The sequence below is a fragment of the Bacillus solimangrovi genome, assembly GCF_001742425.1.
Classification (GTDB): domain Bacteria; phylum Bacillota; class Bacilli; order Bacillales; family Bacillaceae_N; genus Bacillus_AV; species Bacillus_AV solimangrovi.
This window is the reverse complement of the sequence record NZ_MJEH01000011.1, coordinates 120,829-134,841: the sequence shown is the minus strand read 5'-3', so window position 1 is coordinate 134,841 and position 14,013 is coordinate 120,829. Positions and strand designations below refer to the sequence as shown.

The 14,013-nt window shown below is 36.1% G+C and carries 18 protein-coding genes; 14 read left to right on the top strand and 4 right to left on the bottom strand.

The genetic code is table 11. The annotated features are described in order from the left end of the window. The first annotated feature begins 9 nt into the window (after positions 1–9). From ribE to BFG57_RS05340, 4 genes are all read left to right on the top strand, one after another. Positions 10–663 carry a riboflavin synthase gene (ribE, locus tag BFG57_RS05355; protein WP_069716556.1) on the top strand — a complete coding sequence of 218 codons (654 nt, stop codon included), beginning with the start codon at positions 10–12 and terminating at the stop codon, positions 661–663. 56 nt (positions 664–719) lie between these two features. Then, the gene (locus BFG57_RS05350) at positions 720–1,913 is read left to right on the top strand and encodes a bifunctional 3,4-dihydroxy-2-butanone-4-phosphate synthase/GTP cyclohydrolase II (RefSeq protein WP_069716444.1); all 1,194 of its coding nucleotides are present in this window, start codon (positions 720–722) and stop codon (positions 1,911–1,913) included. Between the two features lie 52 nt (positions 1,914–1,965). Continuing rightward, positions 1,966–2,433 (top strand): 6,7-dimethyl-8-ribityllumazine synthase, encoded by a 468-nt coding sequence (ribH, locus tag BFG57_RS05345; RefSeq protein WP_069716443.1) that lies wholly within the window; start codon positions 1,966–1,968, stop codon positions 2,431–2,433. A gap of 337 nt (positions 2,434–2,770) precedes the next feature. Next, the gene (locus BFG57_RS05340; RefSeq protein WP_069716442.1) at positions 2,771–3,121 is read left to right on the top strand and encodes a GNAT family N-acetyltransferase; all 351 of its coding nucleotides are present in this window, start codon (positions 2,771–2,773) and stop codon (positions 3,119–3,121) included. Positions 3,122–3,239: 118 nt separating this feature from the next. Here the strand turns inward: BFG57_RS05340 and BFG57_RS05335 are convergent, their stop codons facing one another. Further along, a complete protein-coding gene (locus BFG57_RS05335; protein WP_069716441.1) occupies positions 3,240–3,767 on the bottom strand; it encodes a DUF309 domain-containing protein in 528 nt (175 codons plus the stop codon). 316 nt (positions 3,768–4,083) lie between these two features. Then, entirely contained in the window at positions 4,084–4,173 is a 90-nt protein-coding gene (locus BFG57_RS18290) for a YjcZ family sporulation protein (protein WP_083249090.1), read from the bottom strand. A 311-nt stretch (positions 4,174–4,484) separates the two neighbouring features. Here BFG57_RS18290 and BFG57_RS05330 point away from each other — a divergent pair, with 311 nt between their 5' ends. From BFG57_RS05330 to BFG57_RS05310, 5 genes are all read left to right on the top strand, one after another. Further along, on the top strand, positions 4,485–5,249 hold the full coding sequence (locus BFG57_RS05330; protein WP_175428275.1) for a segregation/condensation protein A: 765 nt from the start codon (positions 4,485–4,487) through the stop codon (positions 5,247–5,249). Continuing rightward, positions 5,239–5,823, top strand: coding sequence for an SMC-Scp complex subunit ScpB (gene scpB / locus BFG57_RS05325; RefSeq protein WP_069716439.1), 585 nt, complete (start codon positions 5,239–5,241; stop codon positions 5,821–5,823). The genes BFG57_RS05330 and scpB overlap by 11 nt, the downstream gene beginning before the upstream one ends. A gap of 112 nt (positions 5,824–5,935) precedes the next feature. Beyond that, a complete protein-coding gene (locus BFG57_RS05320) occupies positions 5,936–6,349 on the top strand; it encodes a hypothetical protein (protein WP_069716438.1) in 414 nt (137 codons plus the stop codon). Between the two features lie 90 nt (positions 6,350–6,439). Next, on the top strand, positions 6,440–6,931 hold the full coding sequence (locus tag BFG57_RS05315) for a DUF3907 family protein (RefSeq protein WP_175428274.1): 492 nt from the start codon (positions 6,440–6,442) through the stop codon (positions 6,929–6,931). A gap of 224 nt (positions 6,932–7,155) precedes the next feature. Then, on the top strand, positions 7,156–8,019 hold the full coding sequence (locus tag BFG57_RS05310) for a superoxide dismutase (protein ID WP_245676705.1): 864 nt from the start codon (positions 7,156–7,158) through the stop codon (positions 8,017–8,019). A 176-nt stretch (positions 8,020–8,195) separates the two neighbouring features. On the opposite strand, the gene motB is transcribed toward BFG57_RS05310, so the two are convergent. Together motB and motA are read right to left on the bottom strand one after the other, a co-directional pair. Then, a complete protein-coding gene (motB, locus tag BFG57_RS05305) occupies positions 8,196–8,945 on the bottom strand; it encodes a flagellar motor protein MotB (protein ID WP_069716437.1) in 750 nt (249 codons plus the stop codon). Further along, on the bottom strand, positions 8,920–9,726 hold the full coding sequence (motA, locus tag BFG57_RS05300) for a flagellar motor stator protein MotA (RefSeq protein ID WP_069716436.1): 807 nt from the start codon (positions 9,724–9,726) through the stop codon (positions 8,920–8,922). The genes motB and motA overlap by 26 nt, the downstream gene beginning before the upstream one ends. Before the next feature lie 457 nt (positions 9,727–10,183). Here motA and BFG57_RS05295 point away from each other — a divergent pair, with 457 nt between their 5' ends. From BFG57_RS05295 to resA, 5 genes are all read left to right on the top strand, one after another. Then, positions 10,184–11,317: a D-alanyl-D-alanine carboxypeptidase family protein gene (locus BFG57_RS05295; RefSeq protein ID WP_069716435.1), complete on the top strand. Its 1,134-nt coding sequence runs from the start codon at positions 10,184–10,186 to the stop codon at positions 11,315–11,317. Continuing rightward, complete coding sequence (locus BFG57_RS05290; protein ID WP_069716434.1) at positions 11,310–11,894, top strand: nucleoside recognition domain-containing protein; 585 nt, start codon at positions 11,310–11,312, stop codon at positions 11,892–11,894. The genes BFG57_RS05295 and BFG57_RS05290 overlap by 8 nt, the downstream gene beginning before the upstream one ends. 43 nt (positions 11,895–11,937) lie before the next feature. After that, positions 11,938–12,474, top strand: a complete 537-nt coding sequence (locus tag BFG57_RS05285) for a spore maturation protein (protein WP_069716433.1) — start codon at positions 11,938–11,940, stop codon at positions 12,472–12,474. 186 nt (positions 12,475–12,660) lie between these two features. Then, a complete protein-coding gene (locus tag BFG57_RS05280) occupies positions 12,661–13,389 on the top strand; it encodes a pseudouridine synthase (RefSeq protein ID WP_069716432.1) in 729 nt (242 codons plus the stop codon). 69 nt (positions 13,390–13,458) lie between these two features. Continuing rightward, positions 13,459–13,980 (top strand): thiol-disulfide oxidoreductase ResA, encoded by a 522-nt coding sequence (gene resA, locus BFG57_RS05275; RefSeq protein ID WP_069716431.1) that lies wholly within the window; start codon positions 13,459–13,461, stop codon positions 13,978–13,980. Positions 13,981–14,013 lie beyond the last annotated feature (33 nt).

Here is a 14,013-nt window from a genome sequence, read left to right as displayed (position 1 = left end):
GGAGATAACATGTTTACAGGTATTGTTGAAGAAATTGGTTCGATTGTAAAGATGAACAGAACGAAAGATGCGATAGTAATGACAATTGGTGCTAAGACAATTTTAGAAGATGTAAATCTTGGTGATAGCATTGCGGTAAATGGTGTTTGTTTGACGGTTACATCGTTTTCAGAGAAGTCTTTTACAGTCGATGTGATGCCTGAAACAGTTAAGTCAACAAGTTTAAATGCTATTAAGGAAGGTTCTACAGTGAATCTTGAACGAGCAATGGCAGCAGGTGGCAGATTTGGCGGACATTTTGTTTCAGGGCACGTTGATGGAACCGGTAAGATTCGCTCTAGGAAGGCTAAGGCGAATGCGATATATTACGAGATTGAAGTTCCAAATGAAATATTGCGTTATATCGTTTTAAAGGGTTCTGTTGCAGTTGATGGAACAAGCTTAACTGTGTTTGGAACGAGTGCGCAAACTTTTACAGTTTCACTTATCCCTCACACGCTTGAAGAAACGATACTAGGTTCAAAGGTGATCGGGGATATCGTAAACATTGAATGTGATATGTTGGCAAAGTATATAGAGCGGTTCTTGGAACAACGAATGGTAAGTACGACTTCTTCACAATCGAATTTGTCAGAGCATTTTCTTAAAGAACATGGGTATTAAAGATACACGAGAATTTGACCAAGTGTCATTTCTTACATAAGTAGAGGAGGATTTCTATGTTTGATGCTATTGAAGAAGCGATTAAGGATTTAAGCTTAGGAAAAGTAGTGATCGTTTGTGACGATGAAGATCGTGAAAACGAAGGTGATTTTGTAGCACTTGCAGAAAAAACGACTCCAGAAATTATTAATTTTATGGCGACATATGGACGTGGGTTAATTTGTGCACCGATAACTGAAGGTGATGCAAAACGCCTTCAGCTTGCTCCAATGGTTGACTTGAATACGGACCCACACGGTACAGCATTTACGGTTAGCGTAGATTATCGTGATTCAACAACAGGGATTTCCGCTTATGAACGTGCCGAAACGGTAAGGAAATTAACAGAACCCTCTGTTAAATCAAGTGATTTCAAACGACCAGGTCACATTTTTCCGCTTGTTGCAAAGAATGGAGGAGTTTTGCAACGAGCTGGACATACGGAAGCAGCAGTAGACTTCGCTCGCTTATGTGGAGTAAAACCAGCTGGTGTTATTTGTGAGATTATGAATGAAGATGGTACGATGGCACGTGTTCCGCAATTAAGGGAGATTGCAGATGAGTTTGATTTGAAAATGGTTACAATCAAAGACCTCATTCAATATCGTCATAAGAAGGAGAAACTTGTTCAACGTGAAGTAGAAATAAGCCTTCCAACAGCGTTCGGTGATTTCAAGGCATTAGGTTATTCGAATGTGCTTGACCAAAAAGAACATGTGGCACTTGTGAAAGGAGAAATAAAACAAGGTGAACCAACCCTCGTTCGCGTTCATTCAGAATGTTTGACAGGTGATGTATTCGGTTCTTACCGTTGTGATTGTGGTCCACAGTTACATAGCGCACTCTCTCAAATAGAAGAAGAGGGAAATGGGATATTGTTGTATATGAGGCAAGAAGGAAGAGGAATTGGTTTACTTAATAAATTAAAAGCCTACAAGTTACAAGAAGAAGGCTATGATACGGTAGAGGCAAATGAGAAACTTGGTTTCAAGCCAGATCTACGCGAATATGGTGTCGGTGCACAAATATTAAGAGACTTAGGTGTAACGAAAATGAAGCTATTAACGAACAACCCACGCAAGATAACTGGTTTGAAAGGTTATGGTCTTGAAGTGGTTGATCGGGTACCAATTCAATTACCGAGTAGGAAAGAGAATGAAAGCTATCTAAAGACAAAGTATGAAAAGCTCGGTCATATGCTACATCTTTAATATTAAAGTACAAATATATGTATAAAAAAGAGAATTTATGGAGGTAATAGATATGGGAAAAGTCTTTGAAGGACAACTCGTTGGAACAGGTTTGAAAGTAGGGATTGTAGTTGGACGTTTTAATGATTTTATTACAAGTAAATTGTTAAGTGGAGCAGAAGATGCACTAAGACGCCATGGTGTAGATGAAGATAATATAGATATTGCTTGGGTTCCAGGAGCGTTTGAGATTCCTCTATTGGCAAAGAAAATGGCTGAATCAAACAAGTATGATGCGGTTATTACGCTTGGAACAGTAATTCGCGGATCAACACCACATTTTGATTACGTCTGTAACGAAGCGGCTAAAGGTGTATCAAATGTTGCGATGCAAACAGGAATTCCGGTTATCTTTGGCGTATTAACTACAGAGACGATTGAGCAAGCTGTGGAACGCGCTGGAACGAAAGCAGGTAATAAGGGTTGGGAGGTTGCTGTTTCTGCAATTGAGATGGCAAATTTAACGAGACAATTTGGATGAAGTGAATAGTCATTTAGTGATAAATGTTTTAGTCTTGTCGCGACAATTTTTTGCAAGTTTGACAAAACAGTAATTTTCAGATTGTTCTGGATCCCTAATTATTTTTTTGTGTGAATAAGAACGTGTGTTAATATAAAGGTGTTTCCACAAAAATAATAAAAGTGGTTTCTTTCAAACTTGTTCATAGGGTAGACATAATGGAGTGATTGACACCTATTGTATTTTATATTTTATGATCTATAATGAAAAAAAGATTATATAAAAATTAATACACTAAGGGTGTCGCGAACCTGTTTCTGTCACTCATTGACAAGTTTATAGATAATGAGGGATTAGAATGTTAATAAAATTTAAAAAATCATATGAAAAGATAGCTATGGGGCTACTTTCATTCATGCCGAATGAAAAAGAAGTAAAGCGTTTGCAGCAGACAATCCACCAATATGAGCAAGATGACAAATGGCAGTTATATTTGTGGAAGGAAGAAGCTATAATTGGCATTATCGGAGTAAGGATAGAAGATAATGTGGCCGAATTGCAACACGTTTGTGTCAATCCATCACATCGACAGCAGGGGATTGGGAAAAAGATGGTTGAAGCTCTACGTCATTCATTAGGTGATGATGTACCAGTTGTTCCTAACCAATATACGTTGAACTTTCTCTCAAAATGTGATGTAGAAGAGTAAAACAATATAAGCTGACTATAATATTCATCTAAGTGTGAATGTTATAGTCAGCTTTTTTTTGTATAGTTCAAAAATTGAAAAGGTCAATATTGATTGTGAGTTTATGAGTTGTGCTGTTTTAATGTCTATCGAGATGGCGTTGCTTTAGTTGTTTTTCTCGTTCTGCAATGACATCGCTACGGTCTCGTAACGTATGTTTTCTAATAATTTGTTCATTTAAAAAGTCACTTGGTGTCCCCCAAATGACACCCATTTTTTCACATTCATTTGAGCATAACTGTTGAAGATTGGGATCAGTGAGCGGGAGTTCAATGCTTTCGTAAGGTTGTTCAGTTTCTATCTTTTGAATGGATGTTTGTAAGAGGTACTGTAACTTATTAACATCTAGTGATAGTTGTTCGAACGAACTTTTATTTTGTTCAATTATTCGATAAGCATTGACAAGCATTTTCTTTGCACCATTATAATTTTTAAGTCTGTAATGATATAATCCAACTGCGATTTGAATCAGTCCAACCCAATATGATTTACGTGCATTAGGTGAGTCTTTCTTCCAATGTTCTTCAAGTATTTCGTGACACTCAAAGTAATCTCGGGGCCCGTGGAAATAGGCAAGATACTCGATATATGGCTTAGGATATTGCAACTATATCACTCGCTTCCGATTGTTTATATTACATATAAGTGTATCATAGAGTTAAACAGCTAGGGAGTTTCCGAACAAAGTTCGCCTTCAGATCAAAAGGAAGTTTGTGATTGCTTAGTTAAAGAAATTTGCAATTAATGCAATTTGTTGTATATATTTCTATAATTTTATAATTGAAAGTAAAAACTGACTTAATTTTTTTATAAGTAACTCGGATGCTCGTTTATTGAGACATCCGTTAATATTTTATATGTGTAAGAAGGGATAAAAGTTTTGTTAGTTAAGTCAAACAACACTGCGACTACCTAGTGATTGTTTAGTATGCGCAAGCACATCCTATGATGACTAACAAGATAAATAATATTACTAGTAACGCAAAAATGCCTCCTCGTCCACCATAACTCATGTTACTTTCCTCCTTTAAAAGTTTTAATTAGCTTACGATATTATCATATGAGCAAGCTGGAATTTTGTATGGGCAAAAAGTCAAGTTTAATAAAATTATTAAATTAACACTTATAGGTTCATTGAGTGATACGAATTGTATGAGAGGAAAGAAAACCTGACTATAAAACTCCTGTGATTTTTGTGGAAATCTATAATGAAGCCCATTAGAATAAGGTGTTTTATGATATAATAATTCGGCTAGTATTATGCAATGGGTGATTAAGTCATACGAATAAATAATGGTAAGTGGAATGATCGTGAGGAATGACTTTGGAATATAATGTGAAAATAGAGGCTTTTGAAGGTCCGTTAGATTTATTGTTACATTTAATTAATCGTTATGAAATAGATATCTATGATATTCCTGTAGCTCAAATTACCGAGCAATATATGTCATATGTCCATACAATGCAGGAGTTGAGGTTAGATGTTGCGAGTGAATACCTTGTAATGGCAGCAACTTTATTGGCAATAAAAAGTCAGATGCTGCTTCCTTCTAATGATGAGCAATTAATTGAAGATGATTTTGAAATGTTAGATGAAGAGGAAGACCCTCGTGATGAGCTTATGCGTAGGTTAATAGAATATCGAAAGTATAAGCAAGCTGCTGAAACGTTACAAGAATATGAGGAAGAGAGAAGCCAACTTTATACCCGTCCACCAGCAGTAGTTGAAGTAGAAGAGCAGGAACCGGAAAATAACCCTGTTGCGGATGTTTCATTATATGATATGTTAGGAGCATTACAAAAGCTTCTTAAACGTAATCGGATAGATTCTTTGAAAGAGACGAAAATTACACGACAGGAGATTCCGATTCAAGATAGGATGAAGGAAATATTGACAAGTCTATCTACTCATCGTGGTAGAAGGAGCTTTTCATCTTTATTCCAATATCCTGATAGAGAACATATCGTTGTGACGTTTTTAGCATTACTTGAACTTATAAAGAAACAACAAATTATATGTAAACAAGAGAAGAACTTTGAAGAACTTTGGTTATATCGAACGGAAGAAGGTGTAGTACATGACACTTGAAGAAATGAAGGCAATCACAGAGGGACTAATATTTGCTTCAGGTGATGAAGGTCTAAATGTACAACAATTAGCTGTTGTGCTGGAAGTAGAGCAAACGACTGCAAGAGAGGTCTTAAAATCATTAATTAATGATTTAGAACAGGATAGTAGAGGCATTATGTTGTTTGAAGAAGCACAAACGTATAAGTTTACAACAAAAAAGGAGCATGCAACATATATCCAACGTCTGATGAGCACCCCGTCTTCTACTAGCTTATCTCAAGCTAGTCTTGAGACGTTAGCTATCATTGCGTATCGACAGCCCATCACGCGAACCGAAATTGAAGAAGTTCGTGGTGTTAAAACTGAGCGACCAATTCAGACATTAACAGCAAAAGCGCTTATAAAAGAAGTAGGTAGAGCAGAAGGTTCAGGACGTGCAATTTTATATGGGACGACTAAACAATTTCTAGAGTATTTCGGACTTAAATCTATAGAAGAACTTCCTCCATTACCAGAGGAGATGAAGGAAGATTCATTTGAAGATGAAACAAATCTGTTTTTTGAGAAGTTTCAAAAAACAATAGAAGAATAGTGTGAAAGAGCCCCAAACTAATGTCTGAATATGGTAAGATGTTAATGATTACATAATGTAAGTGTTTTCATTGTTGATTTATCAGCATCATGACAGAGAGAGGTGTTCTAAAATGTTACTAAAATCGTGTGAAGGGTTAGAACTAGAAAAGGCGCAACCTAATACGTCAGAGGATTTTTTTAACCGTTCTTCAATTACATTTATCGAAAATGGAAAAGAAAAAACACTCCATGTATTATATATTCGTTATTTTGATGAGATCTTTACTGATCATACACCATATGAAAGTGATCCTGTATTTTCAGTAAATGATCGAGATGTAACGTTTAAAGATGTTGTTGCACTTGTATGCTTAATTAAGAAACCAGATTTCAGAAATCGAAAACGAATTTATATAAATACTGAGCAAGAATTATTTTCATTCTTTGAAGGTATTCAACTAAGTGAACTCCCTAATATTTTTAAGGAGATGCAGCAAGGTGGCTACGAGTTACGTTCACCAATGACTCTTCTTACACAACCTTAATGAAAAAAATAACCAATCCCCTATCATATAATGAAAATATCGCTTATAATAAGAGAAATTAATGGTAAGGGGCAAATTGGAGGAATTTAAATGAGTAATACAATCGTTCATTCTCAAGTTACTCAAACAACTGCTTTTCTTGAGCAGACTGTAGAGAAAGTAGGGAACTACTTAAACGAAACTACACTACAATCTCTTCTTAATGAAAATAAAGAAGGTGACCCTGCATATTTTGAACGTCTCGTTTCAAATCTTCGTCGCATGTTTGTCTTCTGTGAGGAAGGTTTAGATGCATGCAAAGTGGTCTTAAATGGTGATAAATTCCGAAAGGGAGCTGCTGAAAAGGCACTTTATTGGGTGTATCACCAATGTGTCGCAGAGTTTTATTCTCCTCGTCATGATGGTTGGTACGAAGATAGCCGTTCTGCTTATACTGGAAAAAATGCAATTAAGTTTACAAGTGATGCACCTGAATCAATAAAAGTATTAATCGCATCATTAGAAAACTCATTCCAAGAAATAAGAGAAGAATTAGAATATTATGAGACAGATTATAAAACAAAAATGATTCAGTCGAAATAATCAACTTATCGAAAGAGTTGTTTAAAAAATCAGGCAATTAAGGGGGATCCCTAATTGCCTGATTTTTTTATTTTAACATACTCTCAACTTACACATATGTAAGTTAGCACTAAGTTGTCCTAAACAGAACTTTAATTGAGGATCTTTCATATGAAAACAATCACACTTTTAGCATGACATTCGCATACATTACGATGAAATGTGCTTAAGGAGGGATCGATGAAGTGAACAATACTTACGCTAATAGTATGAAAGAGTGGGCAGATTCATTTCGAGATGCAGTGATACAGAGAGTACCGAAATCACAAATGTTCATGGAATGGGATGAAAAGTTTGTTGAGTGGAGGAGGTTTTTAGAAAATGATGAAATTGACGATAGACAGATTGAGGTGAGTGCAGAACGATTTTTTGAGGAAGCTAACTTATTAGTTGACAGGCAGAATATGTCTTGGTCAATAGAATATGTACCGATTGGTGGACATACGTTACCTCCATTACCTTATGATTATGATGCATTAGAGCCATATATAGAAGAAGAAATTATGAGGCTTCATCATGATATACATCATCAAAGTTATGTGGATGGATTGAATAATGCTGAAAAGATGATGGAAATGGCGCGAGAAACAGGTAATTATCAATTATTGAAGCATTGGGAACGTGAAGCAGCATTTCATGGTTCAGGTCATTATTTGCATACTATTTTTTGGGAGAATATGAAACCAAATGGTGAACAAAAACCGAGTGGAGATCTTCTAAACCAAATTGAGCAAGACTTTGGTAGTTATGAGAAATTTAAAGAACAGTTTACAAATGCTGCTAATCAAGTTGAAGGAGTTGGATGGGCCGTATTAGTATGGTCGCCTCGTTCACGTCGTTTAGAAATTCTTCAAAGTGAACGGCATCAGTTTATGACACAATGGGATACAATTCCATTACTCGTTCTAGATGTATGGGAACATGCTTACTATCTTCAGTATAAAAATGAACGAAGTAAATATGTACAAAATTGGTGGAATATTGTTAATTGGGATAATGTTGAAGGAAGATTTGCTGCTGCAAAGGAATTGCAATGGAAACCATACTGATGATTCATCCTGGTAAACAGTTTGTTCACAGATATATTGAGGGCGTGCCAAGTTGACTTAATAAAATAATGATTGACGGTTAATCGTTAATGAGTATAATCAAGAACTTCTCCCACTTAAACTTCTAAATAATTTAACAGCTTTGTAGTGGGAGACTTTCATCAGTTGATAAGCAGTTAATAATTAACTTGTCTTTCAGTTTCAGTTGGTTCATTTGGAAGAATAAGAACTTCGACACGTCGATTTTTTTGTCTGTTTTCAGGAGTATCGTTTGAAGCAATTGGTTTAAACTCTCCATAACCTTTTGCGCTAAAATATTCAGGATTAAGTTGGTCATTTTCTAGTAAGATTTTCATGAAATTAACAGCACGTATAACACTTAAATGCCAGTTAGAATCAAATTCAGCATTATTAATTGGCAAATTATCAGTATGCCCACTTATGATAACGTCGTGTGGTGTTTTCGTTGCGAGTGCAGACCCAAGTTCATGTGCTAATCTGTCTGTTTCACCTGTAACTTTTGCACTTCCAGAAGCAAAGAATGCATCATTTAAAATCGTGATTAGCAATCCTTCTGATGTTAGTGAAGTCGTAAGGTTATCATTTAAGTTGTTTGATTCAATATAAGTTTGGATTTGTTCTTCCAGCTCATTAAGATCAGATTGTTGGTTTAGATGTTTTTTTTCTTCAGTTTCTAAAAGGTCAGGATTTTCAGGTTGAACAGGGAAAGGTTGATCCATAATACCGATCCCACCTTTGAATGCATCGTTAAATGATGCGGAAATTTTTTGAAATTTTTGAGCATCTACGTTACTTGCTGCAAATAGTACAATGAAAAGGGCAAGTAATAATGTGAGCATATCTGCATAAGGAATGAGCCAAGTTTCATCGATGTGCCCGTCATCCTTCTTCTTTCTCTTCGCCACTTACCTCATCCTTTCCTAATATGATTGCTCGCTCATTGATCGGTACATACATCGCAAGTTTTTCTTTTATCATTAAAGGTGCTTGTCCATCTTGAATTGAAAGAATTCCTTCAATCATCACCATCTTCGATTTTACTTCAATATAAGATTTTCTTTTTAGCTTATTAGCAAATGGATGCCATAATACGTAACCTGAGAATATACCAAAAAGAGTGGCGACGAAGGCAGCAGCGATCGCATGACCAAGTGCTTCAGTATCATTCATATTGCCTAGTGCAGCGATCAAACCGACAACTGCTCCAAGTACACCAAGTGTTGGGGCATATGTACCAGCTTGGGTGAAAATCAATGCACCAGCTGCATGTCTTTCTTCCATTGCATCGACTTCTTCAGTCATAACATCGCGTATGAATTCACCAGATTGACCATCAATTACGAGTTTCATTCCATTTTTTAAAAAAGTGTCGTCAATTTTTTCAATTTTTGTTTCTAGTGCAAGTAGTCCTTCTGAGCGTGCAACAGTTGCCCACTCAACAAATACAGGAATGATATCTTTCACTTCAGTTACCGGTTGATTTGTAAATATAATTTTAAATAATTGCGGTATACGTTTAATTTCACTTGTTGGAAAAGCGATAGTTACGGCACCAGCAGTACCGAGAAAGATAATTAACAAAGCGGCAGGGTTAACGAGGGCAATAGGACTAACCCCTTTTAATACCATTCCTAGTCCGATAGCAATAATTCCAAAAATAATTCCTATGATGGTTGACTTATCCATGTGCAATCCCCCTTGAAAAAATCAACTTAATATATGTCAGTTGATTATCTTTTGCTAATTTAAGAGTGTGTATATTAATGTGACTTTTCCATTATATAGTTTTGAAAAAATAATACCATCTTTATTTTACATGAAAGTAGTACAATTTCCACATAAAGGGGTATTGGTTTTTGAGATTATGTTAATAATTTGGTAATTGAATGGTTCTTATGTAATGTTTTTGTGTGTTACTTCTCTTGGGAAATTTAAGATTAATATTGTTGAAGTGTGAAATAATTAATCTTCTCGAAACCTCAACAAATGGTAGGTTGAGAGGAATCGGATATAGTTAATCACTTAACTTCACTAAATCTCATATAGTCTTGAATGTATTTAACGTGTTTCTTTATAAGAAACTTATTCATAACATCTTGAATGGTGCATAGACTTGTACAAAGATGATGAAAGGACGCGTTCTATGGGAAAGAATTATATATTTCAACTCATGCTCGTTGTTTTTTTGATTGTATCCGTTAGTTTACCTACAAACGTATCAGCAATGGTAACATCGGCTGAGAGTGCGATTTTAATGGAAGAGCACTCTGGTAGAGTATTGTATGGACAAGATATTCACACAAAGAAAAGAATCGCGAGCATTACGAAAATCATGACAGCGGTATTGGCAATTGAATCAGGCAAGCTTGACGATGTTGTGAAGATAAGTAAGCGTGCAGAGGGTACTGAAGGGTCCTCTCTTTATTTAAGAGCTGGAGACGAAATTAAACTAGAAGAACTAGTTTATGGACTGATGCTTCGTTCAGGTAATGATGCGGCTGTAGCAATCGCTGAACACGTTGGTGGAAGTTTGGAAGGATTCGTCTATTTAATGAATGAGAAGGCAGCTGAGATTGGTATGACAAATACTCAATTTATGAATCCACATGGTCTTGATGATCATGAGGAACATCTCTCAACGGCATATGATATGGCACTTCTCACACGCTACGCGATGCAAAATGAAACATATGAAAAAGTATCAGGAACGAAATTATACAAATCAGACGGATTCGGAATCTGGCGTAACAAAAATAAGTTACTTACGATGCTGTACGAGTATTGTACGGGTGGGAAAACAGGGTATACAAAACGAGCAAGTAGGACGCTTGTCACAACAGCATCTAAGGATAGTGAAGATTTAATTGCAGTAACAATTAAGGCGTCTAGAGGTGATTGGGATGATCATAAGCGAATGTATGAGTGGGGGTTTCAATCGTATAAAACAGAATTACTTCAGGAAGAAGGGGAGCTAGAACAGGTTAAGCATGATTTTTATAAAGGAAATGTAAGCATTGACCGAGATGTTGATTATCCTTTAACAGGAGATGAATTGAACAGCTTAGAAGAAAAGGTATTGTTATTAAGACCGAAAGAAGAGTGGGAAAAAACAGGTGTGCCATCTATAGTTGGTAAACTACAGTTTGAGATTGACTCAGAGTTAATTGAGGATGTACCAATCTATTTTAGTGGGCAAGCACCATGGGAGAAACCTACATGGTGGGAATCATGGACAAGTGCATTAATGGACATGCTTGGTGTGAATCGAAGTGGTTAATTTAATTTGGGCTGGAATGATCTTGATTAGTGTGATTTATGCAATGATTAATGGAACAATGACAGAGGTAAATGAAGCAATTTTTTCAGGAGCGAAAGAAGCCGTGACGGTAAGCATAGCACTCATAAGTGTACTTGTCTTCTGGCTAGGGCTTATGGAGATTGCTCAACAATCAGGATTGCTTGACCGATTTTCAAAGTTATGTAGGCCACTTGTAAGAAGGATATTCCCTGAAGTACCACCAGATCATCCCGCATTCGGTTATATTTTATCTAATATGACAGCTAACATGTTTGGGTTAGGTAATGCAGCAACACCATTAGGTATTAAAGCAATGGAACAGTTGAAAATGTTGAATGGTGGTAGCGATGAAGCGAGTCGATCAATGGTTACTTTCCTAGCGTTAAATACGTCAAGCTTAACACTCATTCCTACGACCGTTATTGCAATTCGGATTAATTATGGCTCAGTTGCTCCTACAGAAATTGTGTTAACAACGATTGTTGCGACACTTTGTTCTACGATTGGTGCATTACTTATTGATCGATGGTTCTTTTATAGTGAAAAGAGGAATTAGACAATTAAAGAAAGATAATTTTGATGCGTAAGGGGGAAAGATGATGGCAATTTTGTCTCAAGTATCTCTATGGTTAATCCCTGCGCTCATAAGTATCGTGTTATTATACGGTTTGTACCGCCGTACACCTGTATATGAAAGTTTCGTTGACGGTGGCAAGGAAGGGATTAAAATTGCAATCTCAATCATTCCGTATTTAGTAGGCATGTTTGTTGCAATTGCGATGTTTCGTGCTTCTGGTGTGTTAGATTTTATCATTTCATTTGTACGTCCATTTCTTGAAGCGATAGGTGTTCCACCTGAAATTATCCCTCTTGCGATGATGCGTCCAATATCAGGCACAGCTGCACTTGGGATAACAAGTGACCTAATTTCAACATATGGAGCAGATTCATTTATAGGTCGTCTAGCTTCAACGATGCAAGGCAGTACGGATACGACATTATACATACTCACTGTTTACTTTGGTGCAGTTGGAATTAAAAAAATGGGAAATGCTTTAAAAGTGGGTTTACTAGCAGATATAATTGGTGCAATTGTATCAATTGTTGTCGTTTCACTCGTTTTTGGGTTAAAATAATAGCGATTGAACGTTTACCGTTTAAATGAATGGTAAACGTTTTTTGTTTGTTACAGAGAATAGCTTCATATTTTCTCGACAATTAATAATTATACTAACGGGAGTTCATCTACTTTTAGAAGTGTTTTTCAGAAAGCTTGAGAAAACAATATTGAAAGAGTAAGATGATACAAGAGGTGAAAATGCATGGAACGATTACAAAAGGTTATTGCCCAAGCGGGTGTAACATCAAGAAGAAAAGCAGAAGGTTTAATAAAAGAAGGCAAGGTGAAAGTAAACGGTAAGGTTGTGACAGAACTAGGAACGAAAGTAACAACAAATGATGAAATCCAAGTAAATGGAGTGACAGTTGAGAAAGCTGAACCTGTATATTTCCTTTTATATAAGCCAACAGGAGTTATTTCTGCTGTATCAGATGATAAAGGTCGAAAAACAGTGTTGGACTTTTTCCCAGAGATGCCAGAAAGAATCTATCCAGTTGGACGGTTAGATTATGATACATCAGGTTTAATTTTGTTGACGAACGATGGTGAATTTGCAAATACACTTATGCACCCAAAGTATCAAATTGATAAAGTATATATTGCAAAAACTGAAGGAATACCAACACGTGAAGAAATTAAAAGGCTACAAAAAGGTGTGAAGCTAGAAGATGGAATGACAGCACCTGCTAAAGTAAAAGTATTATCAATAGATAAGAAGAAGCAAACAGCAATTGTTCAAGTTACGATACATGAAGGACGTAATCGTCAAGTACGTCGTATGTTTGAGGCGATAGGTTATCCAATTAAAAAGCTTAAACGCGAACAGTATGGTTTCCTTAACTTGATTGGTATGAACACTGGTGATATACGTGAATTAAGTCCAAAAGAAGTGAAAAGAATGCGTGCACTTGCTGTCACACAACCTTCATAATATTTACACTATAGTCAACGTGTTAAATGCTATACTTAAGACTAGGTTTTAAAGATAGGGGAGATCACGATGAAACAGCGCCGTTTAGTAGTTAGAACGGTGATTTTACTAGTACTAGCCAGTGCTCTAGGTTTCACTTTCTATACGAACTTCTTCGCTAATAATGAGATTGTTAAAAAGGGAGAAAAAGCACCTGACTTTATCTTGGAAAATTTACAAGGGGAAAAGGTACAGTTAAGTGATTATGAAGGGAAAGGAATATTCCTTAACTTCTGGGGTACATGGTGTAAGCCATGTGAAAAAGAGATGCCTTATATGGAAAATTTATATCCTGAATATAGTGCAAAAGATGTTGAAATTCTCGCTGTAAATGTGGGAGAATCAAAGCTGGCAGTTGAAAAGTTCAAAGAACGCTTTGGTTTATCATTTCCAATCTTACTAGACAAGGATGGAGAAGTTGTTGATGCGTTTGGAATCAACCCATTACCGACTACAGTATTATTAAATAAAGAACATGAAGTCGTTGATACGATTACAGGCACATTAACTGAAGAGATGATTAGAGCCCACATGGAACGAATAAAACCATAACAATTGTTCGTGGATAATGATTTGAGGTGAGAC

Bases quoted from the DNA above. Each gene is read 5' to 3' on its own strand.
- ribE (WP_069716556.1), top strand. From the start codon at position 10: ATGTTTACAGGTATTGTTGAAGAAATTGGTTCGATTGTAAAGATGAAC.
- BFG57_RS05350 (WP_069716444.1), top strand. From the start codon at position 720: ATGTTTGATGCTATTGAAGAAGCGATTAAGGATTTAAGCTTAGGAAAA.
- ribH (WP_069716443.1), top strand. From the start codon at position 1,966: ATGGGAAAAGTCTTTGAAGGACAACTCGTTGGAACAGGTTTGAAAGTA.
- BFG57_RS05340 (WP_069716442.1), top strand. From the start codon at position 2,771: ATGTTAATAAAATTTAAAAAATCATATGAAAAGATAGCTATGGGGCTA.
- BFG57_RS18290 (WP_083249090.1), bottom strand. From the start codon at position 4,173: ATGAGTTATGGTGGACGAGGAGGCATTTTTGCGTTACTAGTAATATTA.
- scpB (WP_069716439.1), top strand. From the start codon at position 5,239: ATGACACTTGAAGAAATGAAGGCAATCACAGAGGGACTAATATTTGCT.
- BFG57_RS05320 (WP_069716438.1), top strand. From the start codon at position 5,936: ATGTTACTAAAATCGTGTGAAGGGTTAGAACTAGAAAAGGCGCAACCT.
- BFG57_RS05315 (WP_175428274.1), top strand. From the start codon at position 6,440: ATGAGTAATACAATCGTTCATTCTCAAGTTACTCAAACAACTGCTTTT.
- motA (WP_069716436.1), bottom strand. From the start codon at position 9,726: ATGGATAAGTCAACCATCATAGGAATTATTTTTGGAATTATTGCTATC.
- BFG57_RS05295 (WP_069716435.1), top strand. From the start codon at position 10,184: ATGGGAAAGAATTATATATTTCAACTCATGCTCGTTGTTTTTTTGATT.
- BFG57_RS05285 (WP_069716433.1), top strand. From the start codon at position 11,938: ATGGCAATTTTGTCTCAAGTATCTCTATGGTTAATCCCTGCGCTCATA.
- BFG57_RS05280 (WP_069716432.1), top strand. From the start codon at position 12,661: ATGGAACGATTACAAAAGGTTATTGCCCAAGCGGGTGTAACATCAAGA.
- resA (WP_069716431.1), top strand. From the start codon at position 13,459: ATGAAACAGCGCCGTTTAGTAGTTAGAACGGTGATTTTACTAGTACTA.